Genomic DNA, 19,627 nt, shown 5'->3' on the forward strand with positions numbered 1-19,627 from the left:
AAGAAAGGTAACACTATGATAAAAGTTGATAACTTATCCTTCTCATTTCCGCAAAAAGAACTATATAACAACATTTCATTTACGTTAGAAGAGGCACAACATTGCGCTTTTATAGGAACAAGTGGCAGTGGGAAAAGTACACTGGTCGATATACTGATAGATCCGGAAAGATATTTGTTCGAGGGCAAGTTAGAGATAGACCCGGAATGCAGAATAGGGTATGTCAGTCAGTTCTCGCAAGTCGACAAAACGAAAGAAACAACCGTATTTGAATATATCGGAGAAGAATTTATTAAGATACAAGATGAAATCACTGCACTGTATGCGGAGATGTCCACCACGTCTGACATGGATTCGCTGATGGAGAAGGTTCAATCGGCTTTGGATGCATTCGAATCGATGGGTGGGGATAATTTCGAAAACACCATCAATAAGCAGCTAAACCTGGCCAACCTCATGAAGCTCAAAGATCTTAATATATCCGACGTGAGTGGTGGGGAATTCAAACTTATTCAAGTGATGAAGGAAATGCTCAATCGTCCAGACTTATTGATTATGGATGAACCCGATGTATTTTTGGACTTTGAAAACCTAAATTCGCTTAAAAAATTAATTAATTCCCACAAGGGAATGCTGCTCGTTGTTACGCACAACCGTTATCTATTGAATCATTGTTTCAACAAAATTATTCACCTTGAAAATACGGAAATCCAAGAGTTTGACGGGCGATATATCGAGTACAACTTCTCGCTGCTTCAGACTAAGATCGAGCTGCAAGAAATCGCGGTTGCTGAAGCTGAAGAAATAGAGAGATACGATCACATCATCGACAATCTTAGAGAGATCGCCACGTATAATTCGGAAGCCTCAAGAGGCAGAGCGTTAAAAGCCAGAGTCAAGTTTCAAGAGAGATTGGAAGCACGTCGGATAAAAGAGCCGTTTGTCGATATCAAGCAGCCGAATATCCGTTTTGGTATCAATAAGGAAATCGAAGACACCGTTGTTCTTAAAGTCAATCATTATAGCGTTTCCTTTGACGAGTTGCTTTTGGAAAATGTGAACTTCGAGATCAAATCAACAGATAAAGTAGCCCTGATCGGTCCAAATGGTACCGGGAAAACCACTTTACTCCGTGAAATCTATAAAAACAATCAGGATTCCATTGAAATAAATGATGATGTTAATGTGGCTTATTTATCTCAGCTTCAAGGTGAAATGCTTAAAGATTCGAATACCATACTACATGATTTCATAGATGCTGGATTTAAAACGTATGATGAGATCAGATCGCATCTTACAGATTATGGATTTGAAGGAGAAATCCTTGATCAAAAGATTGAATCATTATCTGGTGGAGAAAAAAACATGCTTCAACTGGCTAAAGTTTCTGGCAGTCAAGCGGGCGTGTTGCTTCTTGATGAACCGACAAGCCATCTAGACACTTACTCACAAATTGCACTGGAGAAAGCTATTGAAGACTATAAAGGTGCGATTCTCATGATTTCTCATGATTTTTATACTGTTGTAAATGGTATGGATTATGTTTTAATCATTGACGATAAAACGATTAGCAAAATGAGTATGCAGGAATTTAGACAGATGATTTATGCTAGTCATTTTAATAAAGATTATTTAGAAACTGAACAACAGAAAAAATCAGTTGAAATGAAAATAGAATTGGCTTTAAAAGATACTAATTTTGAACTTGCCAAAGTATTGGTTGATGAGTTAGAAGAGTTAATTAAGTTGCTCTAAAATGGAATTGTGCCCGCTAGTATCGCGAGGAATATCAAAGGAAAACTGGCGAAGGAAAAGGAACGAAACGCTTATTTAAGTTTTGTATAGTGACGCAGCAGAAACAAGGGCGGAGTGTATCCGCCCTTGTTTCATTGCTGGATTATGGACACAGTACACTATGCACTCTGAAGTCTCCGGCAGTGGTTAAACGGTGTCAGGACGGAATGTTCATAGCCGTTTGAATGTTTTTCAGATCAAGCTGAATTTGTTCTGAAATATGGTAAGGGTGGTATAAACCTTGCTGTACCATGTAATTTGATATCTTTTCATGAGAGACTATAGCTTCATCGAGCTGTTTCATCAAAATTTGCTTGATTTCGGGGGTGGCACATTCAGTCACAGCCATGGCGTAATTTCTGACTCCGCTCTTGGCATTTATCAACAAATCCATTGCGATTACGTCATCAGTAAGCGTATGAAGGCCTGACATGTGTTCTAATATTGGGTTCATTTTTTTATCTCCTATACAGTCGCTTTAGACAGCACTTCACCGAGCTCCTGAAGCTGCTGTTGTGATAATGTCACATCTTGTTGCAAGATTTGCATGAGTTCCGGATCTGTTACCAGAGCTTGCATGGTCTGGGATTTAGTCAAGCAAACCGTCTTGAATGCAGCTATTTCATGTACCTCAAGCACCTCATGCAATGCGTATTTGGAATTCATTCGGATTGTCCTCCCAAGTATCTATCCATATTTAAGGCTTTAAGATGACTTTAATACAATTGTCCGTTTTTGTATCGAACACTTCATAGCCCCGCTTGGCATCGCTGAGCGGAATGACGTGAGTAACAATGTCGCCGGGGTCCACTTTGCCAGACGTAACCAACTCGTACATATACGGCATATAGTGAATAACTGGAGCTTGTCCGGAACGGATATTCACGTTTCTCTGCATGATGTCACCGAGCGGGAAGCCGTTATAACGACCACCGTATACCCCAGTGACTTGGATGGTGCCGCCTTTGCGGACAGCCTGAGAAGCAATGATAAATGCGCTCATGGTGCCGCCTTGCAGTTTCAAACCGCTGGCTAAATATTCAAGATCACTCATCTTGCCATCCATGCCTACTGCATCAATGACAACATCGGCGCCACCTTTGGTCATTTCCTTGAGTGTATTGCCAATGTTCTTATCTTGTTCGAAGTTTACGATTTCGACGTTGTTCGTTCGCTTCGCATGCTGCAAGCGGTAATCGACATAGTCAACGGCTATGACCCGCTTTGCTCCTTTCAGCCAGCAGAATTTCTGGGCCAGGAGTCCAACTGGGCCGCATCCGAGAACGATGACCGTATCTCCATTTTTTACGCCGGCATTATCTACGCTCCAGAATGCCGTGGTCATGGCATCAGCAATCAAGCTTAGCTTTTCGTCCGGTTGTTCGCAGTTCTCAGGAATTTTGAAGTGGGTGAAATTGGCAAACGGAACCCGTAAATACTCAGCTTGCCCGCCAGAATATCCGCCCGTCGTTCCCGAGTAGCCGAAATATGCCCCCATATCTCCGTTCTCGTTGGAATTGTCACATTGGCTTTCCAGCTGGTTTTTGCAATAAAAGCATTCTCCACATGCGATGTTAAACGGGATGATTACACGGTCGCCTTTTTTTAGGTTGGTCACGCCAGGGCCTACTTCTTCTACGATCCCCATCGGCTCATGTCCGATGACATAGTTCTCCTGAAGGTTAGGGATCATCCCGTGAATAAGATGAAGGTCAGAACCGCAAATGGCGGTACTGGTGATCTTTACGATCATATCGTCCGGTTTCTCAATCTTCGCATCCGGAACCTCTTTGACCACGACATTTTTAACCCCTTGATACGTTACCGCCTTCATGCTTTATGTCCTCCAATATGTTCATCTGGGGTCCGATCAAACATCCCTTTACGCGACGTATCTCCCGGGAACAGATTCATCTGCCCGATCATTACCGTATTATTGGCCGATAGCTGGTCGAGTTGGTACTGTTCATTCAGCTCGTAAGGATGGAACCACTTTTTGCGAATCATGAGCTCCGAGATTTCCTGGTGCATTGCAATCCCTTGTTTAAGCTGAGTGTGCAGAAGGGCTCTTACATCTGGTGAAGCCGTTTCCGTCAGGGCGATAGACAGATTACGTACACCTTCCTTGGCACGAATAAGGAAGTCCATGGCAAAAGTCATATCTGCCATTTCCGGCATATTTAATGAGTTAATCGGGTCTAAATAATCGGTATTCATTTGAGCTCCCCTTAATGTGTTATAGGTGTCGGACTACTCGGAACAGGTGCTTGGAAAGGAGCTTTCGCGTAGATTGCTTGCAGCTCGGCGATCTGTTGTATGGACTCAGTGACGTCTTTCTGCATTAAAGCTTTTAGCTCTTGGTCAAAGACCAGGCCTTGCATCAGTTTTGACTTAGCGATGCATAGCGTTTTAAAGTTTAAAGCTTCATGCAGTTCCATCGATTCGTGCGGCGCTAGTGTTGGTTTGTTCATGGAGAAATGATCACCTCCTTTTTCATTAGCGTTAGATTTTCCAACGAATCGGATCTTATACTAAAATGGATTGCGGGAGATGGGAGATCCGAATATTCCCATACAGTTGCAGGAATATAAACAAAATCATAATCCGATACTTATTTCTGTTTTAAATGATTTTGAAATAGGGAGGAGGACTCACTGTGCCCAATAAAAACAAAATTGATCTAGCCACCGAAAATGCAAGAAAACCGGCAGAAGGTGCCCTTAACTCGAGTGGAAATACACTGGAGCAGCATGCATCTAATGCGGTTTCTGAGGTGCAGACGGCTTTAAATCAGGCAATAAGCTCGTTAAATGAATCTAATGCAACAAATTCACAAGCGCTGGAAAAAGCCCGGCAGCAATTGACCCGAGCAGATGAATTTTTAGATCAAGCGCAAACTTCCGCAAACGCATTACGTCTCCCGGACCAATAATAAAACGGTGCTGGTACTGATAAGCTTGGCAGCGTTTTTCTTTCTATTCCGTATTTTCTCCGAAACTCTCTGCATGGGGATTTACCCTGCGTTGACGATCGGAGGAAGCAATTTTCCTAGAACACATATCGTTACGGTCAACATGCTTCGGCTTACGCCGAAGTTTTTTGTATTTTTAGATGTATCGGACAATTTCAAAATCACGGTTGATAAAGAATGATTAAGGGCCAGGCATTAGAAAAAGTCTTGAACATAATTATAGGTAATATCTATCCAACTATGTTGAGGAGGACATCATACAGCCTATGTTACCTATGGAAGAATATTTTGGTAAGCTAGAACTCGTTCATTCCTTTTACGGGGCTATGCCTACAGGCGTTAGTGTATCCGAAACCGGGCGAATCTTTATTTGCTTTCCGAAATGGGGAGATGACGTTAGATTTACGGTAGCGGAAATTGTTGAGGGACAGCTGCAGCCTTATCCTAATGTAGAAACGAATTTGATCAACCCATTGAATCTCGCGATGTCCTTCATTAGTGTGCAAAGTGTTGTTGCAGATGGAAGGGGAGCCCTGTGGGTACTGGACACGGCTGCACCAAATTTTTCTGAGCCCATTATAGGAGGGGCAAAATTAGTCGCGGTAGATTTAGAAACAAACACAATAAGAAAAGTTTATACATTTGCAGATGATGTGGTCCTGCCGACAACGTATCTGAATGATGTCCGATTTGACTTTCGTGTAGGTAACGCAGGTTACGCCTATATAACGGATTCTTCTTCCAATGGTCCCGGCGCTATTATCGTCGTAAATCTAGAAAACGGCAATGCGTATAGACGGTTGCATGGAGCAAGCTCAACCTCACCCGATCCGTATTTTGTACCGAAAGTGGAAGGTAAAATTTTGATGAATCGAAACGCAGATGGTTCGACATCTCCCTTTCGCTTGGCCTCTGATGGGATAGCCAATTCCCCTGATGGAAAAATGTTATTCTATTGTCCATTAACCAGTCGCCAGCTATACTCGATCTCAACAGAATCGTTAAGAGACAGAACGATACCGGATTTCAAGTTAAGTGATCTTGTGCAGTATTGGGGAGAGAAGGGTGCATCTGATGGGATGATCACGGACGCAAAAGGAAACGTGTATGCTGGAGATTATGAAAACGATAGTATTCGAAAGATATTGCCGAATGGAATCATGGAAACCATCGCCCATGATCCCCGAATTTTATGGCCAGATACGTTTTCTATTGGACCGGATCAATACTTATATGTAATTGTGAACCAATTACATAGACAGGCAAGATTTCATTATGGAAAAGACCTGCGAATAAAACCGTATAGTTTACTACGTTTGAAAATTGATGAATTACCTGCACCTACTTTTTGATAAATAGAACCCATTAAAACGAAATGAGGCAGTGTTTCACCATGTTGTGATCTCAAACGGGATGATCATGGTCATAGGAGTATAGCCTTGTCATGGACATACGTGTATAGCACTGCTATAATAGAGGTTATGAACACATATGACAAAATATTAGCAGCTGCTCTTAAGGTACTCGAAGAAGAGGGCGGAGCCCAATTTTCGACGCGAGCTGTCACTTCGATCGCGCAGGTTACGGCACCTACACTCTACCACCATTTCGGTAATGCAGATGGACTCCTGAGTGCAGCTATAGTGGAAGCGTTCAAACAGTTATTCGAAAGCAAAATTGCCGCAGTGGAGTCCCCAATTCCAGAGATGGCGCTTCGTCAGGGGTGGGATGACTATGTCCGCTTCGCGGCAGCCCGTCCTCGGATATATGCGGCAATGATGGGGCGGCTGCTTGAGGGCGCCCATATCGAAGCGGCAGATCAGTCATACCAAGCACTGGTGCAAAATGTTCAAAGAGTTGCTGCCGCAGGAAAACTGGCTGTTTCAGACGAAGCTGCAGCAGATCTGGTCTGGGCTTCAGCCAATACGGCCTCTTGGCTGTATGTGACGTCCCAAATACGCAAGGCACCCCCACCCCAGCCTCACGTCGTTGATCTCATTCGAGAAAGTGTGATGCAGATCATCTTGATCCCAATGCCGGACTCCGGTTCAAAATGAGGGATCGATGACAGAGCCTGGAGACTCCAGACAAAGCCCCAATGTGGGCTTTGTTTTGTTTCATGGTAAATGATGAAGGACCACAAATAGAGGCACATAAGAGATCGCCTATCCAAGCAGGATGGCGATCTTTTTCAATTCAGAGGGATTCGATGATCTCTTTCCTCACGCCACGGTATCTCGTAAGCATCGAAGTAACTCACGTTGCGCCCGTCATTAATGATGTTCAGGTCGCAGGAGGATCACAATATAAAAAAATATATAGCACCGCTATAGACAGCTCTGTATAGCGGTGCTATAATGACCGTATAACAGTGCTATACAGTGATTCATAACTTATTAAACTCAGGAGGTTTACAATGCCATATAAAACTCAAGAAATGGTTGTCGTCACAGGTACTTCAAGTGGAATCGGCAGGGCTACCGCGGAGCAGCTCGCCGCTGAAGGATTTCACGTTTTAGCAGGGGTTCGCCGTCAGGAAGATGCCGACAAAATCAAACAAAAAAATATCGAACCGGTGATTCTCGATATTACCGCTATCGACACACTAAGGGCGCTGGCCGAACGAGTGGAGCAAGATCCGCTTGGTCGCCCGCTCCGCGCAGTGGTCAACAATGCCGGCATTGCCGTTAATGCACCTCTTGAGATGGTTCCGCTTGATGAATTACGCCGTCAGATCGAAGTCAGCGTGATCGGGCAAGTTGCGGTTATTCAGGCGCTTACTCCCGCCTTGCTGAAGAGCAGCGGACGCGTAGTGAATATCGGATCCGTTGGTGGCAAAATCTCCATGCCCGGTTTCGGAATTTATTCAGCTGCAAAATACGCGATGGAAGCGATCAATGACAGCCTCCGCAGAGAGATGTCCTCGTTCGGACTCAATGTTATCATGATTACTCCGGGCGGTGTCAGCACCAGCCTGTCGGAGAAAGGGGTTACGACAGCCAATCGGCTGTCCAAGTTGATGACTCCCGATCAGCACAGACGCCATGGTCGTCTTTTTGACGCCGTGAAGGCGCAGGCTGAATCGTGGGCAACGAGCGGTATTCCTCCTAAGAAAGTGGCAGAAGTGGTTTCACGAGCCATCCACGCAAGTAATCCGCGCACCCGATATACGGCTGGCCGAGATTCGGCTCTGCTGACCCGACTGGTTCGTATTCTCCCGGATAAACTTCTCGACCGGATGCTCCGCAGCCAGATGAAGCTGCAGTAACGGGAGTATGACTGATGTCACAACAACCGTTTGAACATGCATTATTAATAACTTAGGAGGAATCAACATGAACGATACCAATAACCGTTACGTTACTGTACTCTGGGAGGCGAGAGCCAAGGCAGGGAGAGAAGCTGAGATGAGGGCGTTTATGACTGCAGCTGTCACCCCGTTACGGAACGACCAGGGTAACATTGACTATGAAGCTCACGAGGTAGAAGGGCCTGCCTGGTACATTTATCATCTACGAGCGCTGGGAAAACCGGGATGCTCTCGATCGACACCTGAACGCCCCGCGGATGCAGGAACTGGTGCCTCAGCTCTTAGAACTGATGGAGGGATCCATTGAGGAAGGGATTCGACTCCTGAAACCGTTTCGTCCAGCGCATTAAACTAGAACATTCGGGAGGTCAAACATTGGCAACAATTGATGAGTTTGCAGCACTAGATGTTCGTGTCGGAACGATTAAGGAAGCGGAGTTTTTTGAAGAAGCAAAGATCCCTGCGATTAAGCTTAAGATAGATTTTGGACCGGAGATCGGGATGAAATCCTCAAGTGCACAAATAACGAAGCGTTACAAGGCTGAGGACGTTATAGGAAGACAAATTGTTGGAATCGTCAATTTTCCTCCTCGGCGCATTGCTGGATTCAAATCGGAGGTATTAGTTTTGGGCGGAGTCCCGGAAAAAGGAGATGTTATTCTATTAACGCCGGATACTGAAATCCCTAACGGTACTCCTATTGCATAAGTTAGACGACGAGAACGTTAACTGAATACAAATAAGAAAGCAAGCTGACCAATGTGTGAACTGCACCCAATTGTTAGACACCATCTAACAGATTGGAGGTGCAGTTTTTTTGTCAAATTGTAATATGGACTCACTCTATTCGTTTAATCTTTGGAGTAATCATGAATTGGTTTATGAAGCAGAAATAAGGTTAGCACTTACGGAGTTCACACATTATAAATAAGATATTATTTTTCCAAAAAGAAAACGATCTTACCATATATTCAGGGTCATTTGCTCTACTCTTATGAAGTAACCGATTACATTATTAACGTTTACCAACGGAGGAGAGCGAATGAATCCTAATTTGAAAGAAATGATCAAGCAAATGACATTAGAAGAAAAAGCAGAACTCTGCTCAGGTAGAGATTTCACGAATACCAATACCATTGACCGTCTTGGGGTTCCCTCTATTATGATGTCAGATGGGCCTCACGGACTTAGAAAACAAGACGGGACTGCGGACCACCTAGGTATAAACAAAAGTTTACCAGCTACCTGCTTCCCATCCGGAAGTGGAGTTGCCTCATCGTGGAATCGTGAACTCGCCCATACGATGGGGACAGCACTCGGACAAGAAGCACAAGCAGCGGATATTTCGATTATTTTGGGGCCTGCTGTGAATATCAAGCGTTCCCCGCTGTGTGGCCGAAATTTTGAATATTTTTCTGAAGACCCTTATTTATCGGGGACTTTGGCAGCTAGCTATATTTCAGGCGTACAAAGCCAAGGCGTGGGTACTTCTATCAAACATTTTGCTGTAAACAACCAGGAATATAAGCGTATGTCCGTCGATGCAGTGGTGGATGAACGGACTCTACGGGAAATTTATCTTGCAAGCTTTGAACATGCAGTGAAAGAGGCAGAGCCATGGACCGTCATGGCCGCTTATAACAAAGTAAATGGTGAATTTTGTTCCGAAAACAGCCGGTTACTGACTGAAATTCTCCGGGATGAATGGGGATTTTCAGGCGTAGTGGTCTCGGATTGGGGAGCTGTCAATGAACGGGATCAGGGACTAGCTGCCGGTCTGGAACTGGAAATGCCCTCCAGTCATGGTGCGGGAAGCAAGAAAATTATTGAAGCTGTTCAATCGGGAAAGCTGAGCGAAGAGGTGCTGGATCAGTCTGTTGAGAGATTGTTGTCACTTGTATTCAAAGCTGTAGATAGCCAGCGGAAGTCAGTATCGGTTGATGTAGAGGCACAGCACCAATTGGCCAGAAAAATGGCAAGCGAATGCATGGTCCTGCTCAAGAATGAGGAGAGCATTCTACCTCTAAACACCAAAGATTCCATTGCAGTTATCGGAGCATTTGCGCAGCACCCGCGCTACCAGGGCGGCGGTAGTTCACATGTTATACCAACGAAGCTGGATAACATCTATGAAGAAATCCTTAAAACAGCCACTGACAGTGCAAACATCTCGTATGCGGCCGGTTATACATTGGACGAAGATGTTGTAAACGAAGAACTGATCCAAGAAGCAGTAGCTGCCGCAAAGAATGCACAGGTTGCAGTTATTTTTGCCGGGCTGCCTGAACGTTATGAGTCCGAAGGTTTCGACCGGAAACATCTTCAATTGCCCGAAAGTCACAGAACTTTAATTGAAGCAGTCGCGGAGGTTCAAGAGAACATTGTTGTTGTATTGAGCAATGGAGGTCCCATTGAAATGCCTTGGCTGGATAAAGTTAAGGGTGTATTGGAGGCATACCTTGGAGGTCAGGCTTTGGGCGGTGCAATCGCTGATATTCTCTTTGGAAGCGTAAATCCAAGCGGGAAACTGGCTGAGACATTTCCTAAAAAACTGATCCACAATCCGTCGTACTTGAATTTCCCCGGAGACGGCGAGACTGTCGAATATCGAGAAGGTGTTTTTACTGGCTACCGTCATTACGATACAAGAGATGTTGAGCCTTTGTTTCCATTTGGCTTCGGTTTAAGCTACACCCAATTTGATTATAGTGATCTACAGGTCAGTCATAAACAGATCAAAGATACCGACAGTGTAGCGGTTTCAGTAACAATTAAAAACACGGGTGAAACAGAGGGAAAAGAGGCCGTTCAGCTATATGTACGTGATGTGGAATCAACGGTCCCACGTCCACTTCAGGAATTGAAGGGGTACGCCAAAGTTTCACTTCAGCCTGGTGAAGAGACCACTGTACATTTTGAACTGGGCAAAAGAGCCTTTGCTTACTACGATGTTAAGCTGAAAGACTGGCATGTGGAGACGGGGAAATTCGACATTATGGTCGGAAAATCTTCAAGAGAGATTGAACTCACTGAAACGATCGAGGTAGAATCGAGCGTAATAGTTACCAAACCAATTACTAGGCATTCCACATTCGGTGAATTACTGCAGCATCCCGTCGGAGCTGAAATTATGGCTGCGATGGGGCAATATGACGGGAATGGAGCAGGATTGGGTGAGGGAATGCAGGAATTAATTATGGGTACCACATTGCACAATGCAGCACTTATGAGCAACGGTCTGTTCACAGAAGAAACACTTCAAAGTATCTTATCCGCTGTTAACCGTTGAATGAATGCATCGTTAGAATAAGCCCGCCATCGGGCTTATTCCTCTAACATATGATGCGTTTGTTGATACTGCTTAGGGGTTCTACCTGTGTGTTTTTTAAAAATCTTGGTGAAATAACTCTGATCCGTAAAACTCAAAAGAGACCCGATCTCAGAAAGTGGAGTGCTCGTAAAGTGAATCATATGTTTAGCTTCCTCAATTTTAATCTGTTGAATATATTTATTAACGGGAACTCCTACTTCTTTTTTAAAGAGTACCGATAGATAGTTTGGGCTAATACCGGCATGTTCAGCAATTTTTTCATGTGTCATTTTGGAATAACGGTGGTTATATATATAATTTTTGCAAAGTGTTACGATTTTAGAATGCTGCGATTCTTTAACCTGAGAGACTTTCTCGGTTAACGAAAAAAATGCTTCCAAGCAGCATTGATCGATCTCTTTATCGGTCCGTAGATCCTCAAGGCGCTGTATGTAAACATCACTTACCGAAAAAGCAATCTCCGAATAGAGACCCCCGTCAATTGCTGCTCTGGCTGCAAGAGCGATACCGATGATGCCAAGATTCTTTTTAGAACGGATATGACTTGATTTGGACAGGACTCCTGTATTTTCACGACCAAGTTGTGTAAAGTGTTTGAGCATATCCAATTTACCGTCCTTAACAATCGTTAACAATTTCTTTTCATTTAGCGGGTTGTGATGGAGCATCTCATCATAGCCTTTTGATGAATTTATGGAACTTTGTATTTCTTTTTCCTTGATATGAATACCGCGCAAATAGTCCTGTACTACATCCTCAGCTTCGATCAATTCGTGATTAAACATTTGATTAACCAAGATCGTGATGTTAATTAGCCTCTCATGTGTTATCACAGGAACAGACTGATAATAATGATATACTTGTTCCCGGTTCGCAAAGAGATGTGTGTCATTAATGAGCCCATTTATTTTATGTTCAATCAAGCTAAATGGAAGGGAAGGTCCTAAAATGATGGTTCCTTCATCGTTCAGATCGTTACCAATACGAATTAAAATGTAGTTCTCAAAAAACATCGTTCTTACAACTGAAGGATCTTCTTTACACACGGATGGATCAAACCCCAACACTGAAAAAAAGAATTGTTTATCATTTTTATACAGCGGATTAAGTATTCGATTACCCATCAGTTCGAATTGAACCTCTCCGGTGGAGCTTACAAAGAAGATGGACATATCAAAAAGTTCTGCAATAAGTTTACATTGACGTTTTAGGTCCATTTTGTGTGTGACTCCTTTTTTTAATCATTTTATCACATCAAAATTATAAAATTACAATGATATTACCATATTGTGTGAGGAAAATTCTTTATGATATTTTAGTAAGCGTTAACATTTAGGTGTGTGAGATCTATGTTGAAGGGTGGTCATCTCATGGAATTAAAAGATTTCCGGATTGAATACATGCATAATCCGATTGGACTGGACACAGTAAACCCAAGATTCTCATGGAAATTAGGTTCTACTGAACAGGACGTAATGCAATCCGCTTACCGAATAAGTGTCACACAAGATTTGCAGAAAATCTGGGATTCTGAAAAGAGGGATGAAGACGTCTCCGTTTTAGTGGAATATGCTGGTCCTCGTTTACAGGCCTCGACTTTGTATCAGGTTCAAGTCGAAGTTTGGGATAACAAAGGTAATCACGCAGTCATGGAAGGACATTTTGAGACCGGGTTGCTGAATGGCAGCAACTTTCAGGCAGAGTGGATTACACATCCATTCCCGAGCGAAGAAAGTGCTCCACCCGTTTTCTACAAAGAATTCTCTGTCGAAAAGGAAATTCAGCAAGCCCGAATCTATACCACTTCCCACGGTGTTTATGAAATTGCGATCAATGGGACAAGAGTAGGAGAAGACTACTTTGCACCTGGATGGACGAATTACAACGAGCGATTGCAGTATCAGACTTACCGTTTGGACGGGATGCTGGAGAGCCAGAATAAAATAGAGATTACGGTGGGGAATGGCTGGTATAAAGGCATATTTGGTTTTACTTGCACTCCGAACCATTACGGGGATAGAGTTGCTGCACTTGCTGAAATCCATATTGTCTATACGGATGGAACAAAAGAGATCATTGCAACCGACAAAACCTGGCAGGTGACTACCGGACCCATCCGTTCAAGTGAAATTTACATGGGCGAGACTTATGATTCTTGTTTTCATGAAAGTCAGTCCTTCGATGTGGAAACGGCTTCTTTCGATAAAAATCGCCTTGTCGCTCAGGAAAGTGAATCTGTCAAAATCACAAAAAGGCTCCCTGCCCTTCAGTTGATTACAACCCCTAAAGGAGAATGTGTCATAGATTTCGGGCAAATCCTTACTGGGTTTGTAGAGCTTCGAACCAAAGGGCGGAAAGGTCAAACGATAACCATACGGCATGCTGAGGTTCTTGATAAGGAAGGAAATTTCTATCCGGATACGTTAAGACAGGCAGTATCCATTGATCGATTGATCTGTAACGGTAAAGATCAAATTTTCCGTCCTCATTTCACTTTCCATGGATTTCGGTATATCGCCATTGAAGGGGTAGATGAGATCCAGCTCGATCAATTCACAGCTTGCGTGCTGCATTCAAGTCTGGAGGAAACAGGCCGTTTCGTGACCTCCAATGCCATGGTGAACCAGCTGCAAAGCAACATTCAGTGGAGCCAAAGAGGTAACTTTCTGGATATACCGACGGACTGCCCTCAAAGAGACGAGCGTCTAGGGTGGACAGGAGATGCACAAGTATTTGCCGGGACCGCTGCGTTCAATATGAATGTTGCCTCCTTCTTCAAGAAATGGCTGCGCGACCTTGCCTCTGAGCAGACGGAGGAATATGGGGTTCCCCATGTCATTCCTAACATTCTTGGAAATCAGGAAGGTGCTGCTGCCTGGAGCGATGCCGCTGTTATTGTCCCTTGGGTCATGTACCAAACCTATGGAGATCTTCGATTGCTGCGAGAACAATATGACAGCATGAAGGGGTGGATTGATTATATTACTGCACGTTGTGGAACCAATGGACTATGGCAGACTGGTTATCAATATGGGGACTGGTTAGGGTTGGACAAAGAGGAGATTAGTAACGATAGAACAGGGGCTACAGATGTTTATCTGGTAGCAAACGCTTTTTATGCATATTCGACCGAACTGGTTGCAAAGACAGCCAAGCTTCTGGACAAAACCGAAGATGCCGTCCGTTACGAAGAATTGCACAGCCAGATCAAACAGGCTTTCAATGCAGAATATATCTCTTCAACTGGCAGACTGGTCAGCGAAACTCAAACGGCCTGCGTGTTAGCGCTACACTTCAACCTTGCTGAGGAAAGATACAAGGATCGGATTCGCAAGACGCTTGAAAACAATATAGCGAAACATAAAAACCATCTCACGACAGGATTTGTTGGTACTCCATATCTGTGCCATGCCTTATCGGACAATGACCTGCATGACCTTGCTGGTACCTTGTTTCTGAAAGAGGATTTCCCATCTTGGTTGTACGCCGTAAAAAAAGGGGCTACCACGATATGGGAACGGTGGAATTCCATTCTGCCTAATGGTGATTTCGATACATCAGGTATGAATTCCTTGAATCATTACGCCTATGGATCCATTGGGGAATGGATGTATAGAAAACTCGCGGGAATTAATCCAATTGAGGCAGGTTATAAGAAGATTCTGATAAAACCTCAATTCATCCGAGGAATCAGTTCGGTAGATGCTGCTTTTGATTCGGTCTACGGAGAGATAAAAAGCTCTTGGTCATGCAGGGCGGGTAACATTATTGTAAAAGTAACGATACCAGCAAATACAACCGCAATTATTGTACTGCCTGAGAAACCTGTGCCTGTGGAGGTTGGTTCCGGATCTTACAGCTTCGAATATGCGACGCAAACCAGTCTCGAAAGAGAACGGTTTACCATGGATTCGACACTCAAAGAGATTGTGGAAGAGCCCACAGCAGTTCGAATGTTAAACGAGCACGCTCCCGGTATGCTGGATCACCCGATGATTCAATATGCTTATGATTTATCTGTAAGTGAATTGCTCGCCAATACGCCAGAGGAGACCGAACAGTTATTTAGAAGAGTCATCCAAATGCTCAATGCATCTTAGGTATGAAGGGATAAGGATTGATTATGAAGGCGCTGCAGGAAACGAGCAGCGCCATTTTGTATTACAGAAATTCGTTATGGAAGAACGAAAAAATAGCACTTAAAAAAAGGATAAGCACCAATACGAATTTACTAAAAAAATAATGAAGTTACCATATTAAACCCTTGAGGAGGACTAAAATAATGTTTGAAAGCGGTACCATGAAGCGAATGAAATAAGGGGGAACAGCAATGAAAGCAGAGCGGGATATTTTTAATCCACCAGTTGGAAAGGGAAGTAAAAAGTCCAGGACATTAGGCCTTGATGCCCAAGGAATTCAGAAAACAATGCGCCCTTACCATTACTTAGGCGATGGAGCAGCCCAAGTAGCTTTAAACTCCATCAGCGGACTGATTGGGATGTTAACTTATTTTTATACAGACAAGGTAGGGATTGCTGCTGCCACAGTGGGCACGATTATGCTCATCACCAAATTTATCAATGCAATAACAGACTTGCTGATGGGTAGGATCGTTGATGCGACAAAATCCAAATATGGAAAGGCTAGACCTTGGATTCTATGGATGGCTCTCCCCGCAATGGCATCTATCATATTACTGTTCAAAGTGCCCGCCGAGGCATCATCAACGGTAAAAACCTTCTATGCGTTAGCTACAGTTGCCTTTGCTTCAGCTATTGTGTATACGGGAATTGCGATCCCTTTCGGAAGCTTGATGGCGATCCGTACCAGAAGTGTAGAAGAACGCGGTAAAATGGGCCTTACCCGAACCATCTTTGGATATATTATCGGGATGATTATCGCTATCGCATTAATTCCATTAACCAATATGCTTGGTGGGGATCAAAAAGCATGGATTATCGTTGCGGTTGTTCTGGGTATTGTATCTTTCATTTCCTTAATCCTGACCTTCTTAGCATCCAAAGAAAACAATGCTGGCGCAAGTATTGTTGAAAGCGATAACATTCCTTTCTGGGAAAGCATCAAGCTCCTATTCCAGAACAAATACTGGGTCATCATGCTGTTTGCTCAGTTATTGATCAACATGCTCTATACGCTTAATGGTTCAACAGGAATCTATTACACCAAGTATATTCTCGGGAATGAGAACCTGATCGGAATCATGGGGGCAGTTGGATTAGTCCCGGTTTTTTTGGGATTTGTTATGGTGGGACCCATGATCAAGAAATTCGGACTTACCAGAACTGCACGGATAGGCATGATTCTTGGCATCGTTTCATCACTTATTCGTTGCTTTATGCCATATAACTTTATTGCAGCTATAGTACTTGGCGGTATTGCGACACTGGCAACCATTCCAATGATGGCTGTCGGCGGAGTGTTGGTGAACAACACCGTGGAATACGGTGAATGGAAGACAGGTAAACGCTTAGTTGGGATGGTCAATAGCGCAAACAGCTTTGGCGTTAAAATTGGTACGGGCCTGGCTGCCGCGATGATCGGCTGGATTCTTGCCATGGGCAGCTACGATGGAGCGTTAGTAACACAGGCCGATTCAGCGATTACCAGCATCCTGGTTCTGACGGTATATCTTCCTTTGGTGATATTCGTTCTTACGTATCTCTGCTTGCGCAAATACGATTTGGATGAGAAGTATCCTCAAATTGTAAAAGAACTGGAAGAACGCTTGAATCCTTAGGAAGATGCAAGTTATAGCGGATTACTGGGAATAAATGAACTTATTTGAAAGTGAATTGTTAAATATGATAGTCTTTATATTGTAGTGATATTAATACTATCATTTTAAGGGGTGATGTGATGTTTACCAATGAAAATCAAGGTCGATCCAAGTCCAAAGTAGATTTCATGGATCATTCTTTCATTCAGCAGCCTTTCCCAGTCTACGAAAAACTGCGTTCCGAAGAGCCTGTCCATCGACTATTACTGCCAAGTGGGCATGCTGCGTGGATGGTTACCCGATATGAGGATGCCGTCAACATTTTGCAGGATGGTCGCTTTGTAACCGGGGTTCTCGATAACAGGAACGATGAAACGGAGGAGTCCCTTCCTCCGCATCAGGCGATTATTTCAAGGAATCTGATCAGTGTTGGTCCAGAAGATCATCGTCGACTGCGACGCTTGATTCAGAAGGCATTTACTCCTCGCATGATTGAGAGGCTGCGGGGACGAATCGTGGAAATAAGCGATGAATTGCTAGATAAGATTCAGGCCGGAAACTCTCGGGAGTTTGATTTAGTCGAGGACTATGCCTTCCCGCTGCCCATTATCGTTATTTGTGAAATGTTAGGCGTTCCGCTGAAGGATCAAGACAAATTCAGAGCCTGGTCCAACACCATTATGGAGAGTGTCAGCAATCCGCAGATGAACCAGGAGAGCGATGAAGTGATGAAGGCGTTTGTAGATTACTTACAAGAACTGATCACGGAGCGTCGTAACCATATTCAACAGGACCTCATCAGCGATCTCATCAGCATAGAGGAAGAAGGCGACAAACTAACAGAGCAGGAATTATATGCACTTGTGTTCGTACTCATCATAGCGGGGCATGAAACAACAGTGAATCTGATCGGGAACGGCATGCTGGCGTTGCTGGAACATCCGCAGCAAAAGCAACTACTTATGGAGCAACCGGATCTGATTCAAGCGGCGGTTGAGGAAGTGCTGCGATTTAATGGGCCGGCAGAAATTAGCAATGTTCGATGGGCTGCAGAAAATGTTGATTTTCAAGGAATACAAATTCGCCAAGGAGACATGATGCTGGTCGCTTTATCCTCAGCGAATCGGGATTCCAGTCGATATGAGAACCCCGATACGTTTGATATTACTCGCAAAGTCAATGACCACATTGCTTTTGGTAAAGGAATTCATTATTGTCTTGGCGCTCCACTTGCGAGACTTGAAGGCGAAATTGCGATCAACGCTTTACTTCACCGGCTGCCGGAGATTCGGTTAAATACGGATGCGGAACTGCTGGAGTGGAGGCCAGGTATGATCATCCGGGGACTTAAAGCTTTTCCGGTCGTATACTAATCGAAATCATAGTTTGAACCTAAATTAATCAATATATTGGAGAGATGAACCTAATGAGTTATGACGAGAATATCCGAATTGGTGAATTGTTGAACAACGCAGAATCGTTTGCTGTACTTGAAAAGCATTTGCCGGAATTCGTGAAGGAACCAACGTTCAAGATGGCCACTAACTTTACGTTGGATCAATTAGCTGCATTGCCTCAGGTAGATATTTCTTTGTCTACTCTTCAGATTTTGAAGCAGGAACTGGCAGCCATTGCGTTTGAAGCAACAGTCCAGAAGCAAGAAATTGGTGCACCGACAGGAAATAAAGAAGGTATTTCTCTGGAAGGTAAAGTGATCGTTGTTACGGGAGCTGGGAGTGGAATCGGAAGAGCCAGCGCCGTGATTATGGGATCTCGCGGAGCGAAGCTTGTACTGGTTGATTTCAATGAGCAGACAGGGGAAGAAACGTTAGCACTGGTTCGCGAAAATGGCGGCGAAGCTACTTTTGTACAGGCTGACGTATCCAAAGAGAGTGATGTTCAAAACTATATTCAAAAAGCAGTAGAAGCCTATGGAAAAATTGACGTGGCATTCAATAACGCGGGCATACTCCAGAAATTCCAACGTTTCCAGGATATCTCCGAGGAAGAATTTACACGGATCATGGATGTGAATGTGAAAGGGATCTTTTTAGGCATGAAATATGCCTTGCAGGTTATGGATAAACAGGGATACGGGCATATCATTAATACGGCGTCCACTACGGCTATTCGTGCTGAACACAGTCTGGCTGCATACACCGCAAGCAAGCATGCGGTTGCAGGTTTGACCAAAGCGGCGGCCCTTGAATATGTACGCAAAGGTATTCGTATCAATGCCATCTGTCCAGGCGGGGTAGCTACAACATTAACGGCTGCGGTTCCCCAATCGCTGCAGGAGAGCGGTTACGTGCCTGAAGAGTTTCCGAATATGCGGATCGGGCGTTATGCAGAGCCAGAAGAGCTCGCCCAGATCGTTGCGTTTCTTGCATCTGATTATTCCAGTTACATGACAGGATCAATCATCCTCGCAGATGGTGGCATCACACTCTAATTATTTGTTCAAATTCACATTCTGAAACGCTA

Annotated in this window: 18 protein-coding genes; 12 read left to right on the forward strand and 6 right to left on the reverse strand. The window is 44.0% G+C overall.

Annotated features, from left to right (window positions below):
• The first annotated feature begins 15 nt into the window (after positions 1-15).
• Complete coding sequence (locus tag PIL01S_RS08115; RefSeq protein WP_127537080.1) at positions 16-1,755, forward strand: ABC-F family ATP-binding cassette domain-containing protein; 1,740 nt, start codon at positions 16-18, stop codon at positions 1,753-1,755.
• Positions 1,756-1,951: 196 nt separating this feature from the next.
• Here PIL01S_RS08115 and PIL01S_RS08120 read toward each other — a convergent pair whose 3' ends face one another.
• The 5 genes from PIL01S_RS08120 to PIL01S_RS08140 are packed head-to-tail and all read right to left on the reverse strand — an operon-like array spanning position 1,952 to position 4,265.
• The gene (locus PIL01S_RS08120) at positions 1,952-2,248 is read right to left on the reverse strand and encodes a spore coat protein (RefSeq protein ID WP_127537081.1); all 297 of its coding nucleotides are present in this window, start codon (positions 2,246-2,248) and stop codon (positions 1,952-1,954) included.
• Positions 2,249-2,259: 11 nt separating this feature from the next.
• A complete protein-coding gene (locus PIL01S_RS08125) occupies positions 2,260-2,460 on the reverse strand; it encodes a hypothetical protein (RefSeq protein ID WP_127537082.1) in 201 nt (66 codons plus the stop codon).
• A gap of 31 nt (positions 2,461-2,491) precedes the next feature.
• Positions 2,492-3,628, reverse strand: a complete 1,137-nt coding sequence (locus PIL01S_RS08130) for a zinc-dependent alcohol dehydrogenase (protein WP_127537083.1) — start codon at positions 3,626-3,628, stop codon at positions 2,492-2,494.
• Positions 3,625-4,011, reverse strand: coding sequence for a spore coat protein (locus PIL01S_RS08135; protein ID WP_095357838.1), 387 nt, complete (start codon positions 4,009-4,011; stop codon positions 3,625-3,627). Before PIL01S_RS08135 ends, PIL01S_RS08130 begins: the two co-directional genes overlap by 4 nt.
• 11 nt (positions 4,012-4,022) lie before the next feature.
• Positions 4,023-4,265, reverse strand: coding sequence for a spore gernimation protein GerQ (locus PIL01S_RS08140; RefSeq protein ID WP_095357839.1), 243 nt, complete (start codon positions 4,263-4,265; stop codon positions 4,023-4,025).
• Positions 4,266-4,450: 185 nt separating this feature from the next.
• Here PIL01S_RS08140 and PIL01S_RS08145 point away from each other — a divergent pair, with 185 nt between their 5' ends.
• The 7 genes from PIL01S_RS08145 (at position 4,451) to PIL01S_RS08175 (ending at position 11,364) form a co-directional block, all read left to right on the forward strand.
• Positions 4,451-4,726 carry a hypothetical protein gene (locus PIL01S_RS08145; protein WP_127537084.1) on the forward strand — a complete coding sequence of 92 codons (276 nt, stop codon included), beginning with the start codon at positions 4,451-4,453 and terminating at the stop codon, positions 4,724-4,726.
• A gap of 305 nt (positions 4,727-5,031) precedes the next feature.
• Positions 5,032-6,117 (forward strand): L-dopachrome tautomerase-related protein, encoded by a 1,086-nt coding sequence (locus PIL01S_RS08150; protein WP_174818674.1) that lies wholly within the window; start codon positions 5,032-5,034, stop codon positions 6,115-6,117.
• Positions 6,118-6,204: 87 nt separating this feature from the next.
• Positions 6,205-6,822 (forward strand): TetR/AcrR family transcriptional regulator, encoded by a 618-nt coding sequence (locus PIL01S_RS08155; protein ID WP_246058121.1) that lies wholly within the window; start codon positions 6,205-6,207, stop codon positions 6,820-6,822.
• 359 nt (positions 6,823-7,181) lie between these two features.
• A complete protein-coding gene (locus PIL01S_RS08160; protein WP_127537086.1) occupies positions 7,182-8,033 on the forward strand; it encodes an SDR family NAD(P)-dependent oxidoreductase in 852 nt (283 codons plus the stop codon).
• 242 nt (positions 8,034-8,275) lie between these two features.
• Positions 8,276-8,425: a putative quinol monooxygenase gene (locus tag PIL01S_RS30165; RefSeq protein WP_371859939.1), complete on the forward strand. Its 150-nt coding sequence runs from the start codon at positions 8,276-8,278 to the stop codon at positions 8,423-8,425.
• A gap of 25 nt (positions 8,426-8,450) precedes the next feature.
• Complete coding sequence (gene csaA / locus PIL01S_RS08170) at positions 8,451-8,783, forward strand: chaperone CsaA (protein ID WP_127537087.1); 333 nt, start codon at positions 8,451-8,453, stop codon at positions 8,781-8,783.
• Between the two features lie 334 nt (positions 8,784-9,117).
• Positions 9,118-11,364 (forward strand): glycoside hydrolase family 3 C-terminal domain-containing protein, encoded by a 2,247-nt coding sequence (locus PIL01S_RS08175; protein WP_127537088.1) that lies wholly within the window; start codon positions 9,118-9,120, stop codon positions 11,362-11,364.
• Between the two features lie 35 nt (positions 11,365-11,399).
• On the opposite strand, the gene PIL01S_RS08180 is transcribed toward PIL01S_RS08175, so the two are convergent.
• Positions 11,400-12,623 carry a helix-turn-helix domain-containing protein gene (locus PIL01S_RS08180; protein WP_127537089.1) on the reverse strand — a complete coding sequence of 408 codons (1,224 nt, stop codon included), beginning with the start codon at positions 12,621-12,623 and terminating at the stop codon, positions 11,400-11,402.
• Between the two features lie 153 nt (positions 12,624-12,776).
• Here PIL01S_RS08180 and PIL01S_RS08185 point away from each other — a divergent pair, with 153 nt between their 5' ends.
• The 4 genes from PIL01S_RS08185 to PIL01S_RS08200 all read left to right on the forward strand — a co-directional run bounded on the left by PIL01S_RS08185 (position 12,777) and on the right by PIL01S_RS08200 (position 19,595).
• Complete coding sequence (locus tag PIL01S_RS08185; RefSeq protein WP_127537090.1) at positions 12,777-15,506, forward strand: family 78 glycoside hydrolase catalytic domain; 2,730 nt, start codon at positions 12,777-12,779, stop codon at positions 15,504-15,506.
• 230 nt (positions 15,507-15,736) lie between these two features.
• Entirely contained in the window at positions 15,737-17,164 is a 1,428-nt protein-coding gene (locus PIL01S_RS08190; RefSeq protein ID WP_127537091.1) for an MFS transporter, read from the forward strand.
• Between the two features lie 119 nt (positions 17,165-17,283).
• Positions 17,284-18,516, forward strand: a complete 1,233-nt coding sequence (locus PIL01S_RS08195) for a cytochrome P450 family protein (protein ID WP_246058123.1) — start codon at positions 17,284-17,286, stop codon at positions 18,514-18,516.
• 320 nt (positions 18,517-18,836) lie between these two features.
• Complete coding sequence (locus PIL01S_RS08200) at positions 18,837-19,595, forward strand: SDR family NAD(P)-dependent oxidoreductase (protein WP_127537220.1); 759 nt, start codon at positions 18,837-18,839, stop codon at positions 19,593-19,595.
• Positions 19,596-19,627 lie beyond the last annotated feature (32 nt).

The sequence above is a fragment of the Paenibacillus illinoisensis NBRC 15959 genome (assembly GCF_004000925.1).
GTDB lineage: Bacteria > Bacillota > Bacilli > Paenibacillales > Paenibacillaceae > Paenibacillus > Paenibacillus illinoisensis.

What these genes read in the sequence shown, in the direction of transcription:
- PIL01S_RS08185 (WP_127537090.1), top strand. Translation starts at nt 12,777, where the DNA reads ATGGAATTAAAAGATTTCCGGATTGAATACATGCATAATCCGATTGGA.
- PIL01S_RS08125 (WP_127537082.1), bottom strand. Translation starts at nt 2,460, where the DNA reads ATGAATTCCAAATACGCATTGCATGAGGTGCTTGAGGTACATGAAATA.
- PIL01S_RS08175 (WP_127537088.1), top strand. Translation starts at nt 9,118, where the DNA reads ATGAATCCTAATTTGAAAGAAATGATCAAGCAAATGACATTAGAAGAA.
- PIL01S_RS08115 (WP_127537080.1), top strand. Translation starts at nt 16, where the DNA reads ATGATAAAAGTTGATAACTTATCCTTCTCATTTCCGCAAAAAGAACTA.
- PIL01S_RS08180 (WP_127537089.1), bottom strand. Translation starts at nt 12,623, where the DNA reads ATGGACCTAAAACGTCAATGTAAACTTATTGCAGAACTTTTTGATATG.
- PIL01S_RS08160 (WP_127537086.1), top strand. Translation starts at nt 7,182, where the DNA reads ATGCCATATAAAACTCAAGAAATGGTTGTCGTCACAGGTACTTCAAGT.
- PIL01S_RS08140 (WP_095357839.1), bottom strand. Translation starts at nt 4,265, where the DNA reads ATGAACAAACCAACACTAGCGCCGCACGAATCGATGGAACTGCATGAA.
- PIL01S_RS08195 (WP_246058123.1), top strand. Translation starts at nt 17,284, where the DNA reads ATGTTTACCAATGAAAATCAAGGTCGATCCAAGTCCAAAGTAGATTTC.
- PIL01S_RS08120 (WP_127537081.1), bottom strand. Translation starts at nt 2,248, where the DNA reads ATGAACCCAATATTAGAACACATGTCAGGCCTTCATACGCTTACTGAT.
- PIL01S_RS08135 (WP_095357838.1), bottom strand. Translation starts at nt 4,011, where the DNA reads ATGAATACCGATTATTTAGACCCGATTAACTCATTAAATATGCCGGAA.
- PIL01S_RS08130 (WP_127537083.1), bottom strand. Translation starts at nt 3,628, where the DNA reads ATGAAGGCGGTAACGTATCAAGGGGTTAAAAATGTCGTGGTCAAAGAG.
- PIL01S_RS08190 (WP_127537091.1), top strand. Translation starts at nt 15,737, where the DNA reads ATGAAAGCAGAGCGGGATATTTTTAATCCACCAGTTGGAAAGGGAAGT.
- PIL01S_RS08150 (WP_174818674.1), top strand. Translation starts at nt 5,032, where the DNA reads ATGTTACCTATGGAAGAATATTTTGGTAAGCTAGAACTCGTTCATTCC.